A 688-nucleotide genomic window follows, 5' to 3' on the forward strand; every position below is an offset into this window, starting at 1 on the left:
GACATCTCTGGTTAAACGCTCGTTTCCAGCTCACCAGAGCTTTTCGCAGGATTCCACGTCCTTCATCGCCTCTTACTGCCAAGGCATCCACCGTTTGCGCTTCTCTTCTTGACCATATAATCTCAGTTACCTCAGATCATATGCTTCTATTTCAAATACAAGTACGCTTGTGTTACCTCTTTGTTTACCATATTTTTAATGAACGCCTGGTTATTCCAGATTAAAATACTCTCGTAAAAGTACTTTAATCTGAATAAACCGTTGAAGAATTCCATAGAATGGTGGGTCTGGGTGGACTTGAACCACCGACCTCACCCTTATCAGGGGTGCGATCTAACCAACTGATCTACAGACCCATTTTTACTTCGACATTTTCCATCATCTAAGCAACACTTGCTTTGATTAAAGAAAAATTCTCTGGCAAAAATGCTTCGATGCACTTTGCTTTTTGATTTGCGACTAGGTACGCATTTATTGAAAATGCACTACAACATCTCATTTACATCAACAACAATCTCGTGATCGAATATCTTTTCCGTTTCTTCTCAGTAACGGTTGGGATTCTTCATTATCTCGAAAACAAACTGTGTGGGCACTTTAAATTACTTTAGTGCCATTAATTAAGGAGGTGATCCAGCCGCAGGTTCCCCTACGGCTACCTTGTTACGACTTCACCCCAGTCATGAAC

Annotated in this window: 1 tRNA gene and 2 rRNA genes; all 3 read right to left on the reverse strand. The window is 41.0% G+C overall.

Annotated features, from left to right (window positions below):
- Positions 1–114: ribosomal RNA gene (locus ACWTE2_RS00015) — 23S ribosomal RNA — on the reverse strand; the annotation flags it as partial.
- Positions 115–279: 165 nt separating this feature from the next.
- Positions 280–356 (reverse strand) — tRNA-Ile (locus tag ACWTE2_RS00020).
- A 265-nt stretch (positions 357–621) separates the two neighbouring features.
- A 16S ribosomal RNA gene (locus ACWTE2_RS00025) occupies positions 622–688 on the reverse strand; the annotation flags it as partial.

This window comes from Legionella nigrisilvae (assembly GCF_977063395.2).